Below are 737 nucleotides of genomic sequence, written 5' to 3'. Positions count from 1 at the left end.
GAATCCTCTCTTGCCTGATCAAACTATCCGTGATCATATTTTTTGGGAAAAGTATTTTCAATTTCATAGATCCACTCGATAAAATTTCAACCCCGCAAAAATCCGCGCAGAGTTTTCTATTCTTCTACGCAACCCAGCCCGCCCTAAGGAGAATCATCGCCGCTCGCTAAAAAATCACTTCCGTAACTTTTTGGCGAATTCAAAATAGCATCCTTATCAATGCTCATCATTGAAAAATCCCCATCCCTTTTACAAACTTCCATTTCTTTCACGTGAATAGGCAACACATCCACATGCACAACCCTTCTCAATATTTTTCCTTATGAAACGCGAAGCTTGTCTCACCACTCAAGCGGCAGAACAATTCCTATCACATCCTTGTCACATCCCCGACCATGCGCGGGCATGACTCAAAGAGTACGGCCCAAAACAGGAAGATACCTTCTTCCATTTATACAAATCGCTTCCAATTTTGCCAGTTAGCGCCTCAATCAGACCTGTTGCTACAGCGGTGGCAACTAGCTCATCCCCTTCCGTCATCGCTTGTTCTATCAGCAGAAAAATTCGACGCCTAGCATCCATCTCAATATTGTCGAAATCTTCCTCGATCCATTGTCCAAATGCAGCAAACAAAGCCGTAATTGGGGGCTCATCAGGTTGCCAATAGCCGACTGTTTCTCCATACACGTCCTCAGCGCGTCGCGAGATAGATCTTATATTTTCAATGAAAGCACTAC

Annotated in this window: 1 protein-coding gene; it reads right to left on the bottom strand. The window is 44.1% G+C overall.

What is annotated here, in order from left to right; translation table 11 throughout:
• Nucleotides 1–381: 381 nt before the first annotated feature.
• On the bottom strand, nucleotides 382–737 hold a 356-nt coding region (locus tag KDH83_RS30995; RefSeq protein WP_212322924.1), incomplete at its 5' end, for a hypothetical protein.

Source organism: Achromobacter sp. Marseille-Q0513 (assembly GCF_018195695.1).
GTDB lineage: Bacteria > Pseudomonadota > Gammaproteobacteria > Burkholderiales > Burkholderiaceae_B > Achromobacter.
Note: the sequence above shows the minus strand (reverse complement) of the source record. Positions and strands in the feature narration are given on the sequence as shown.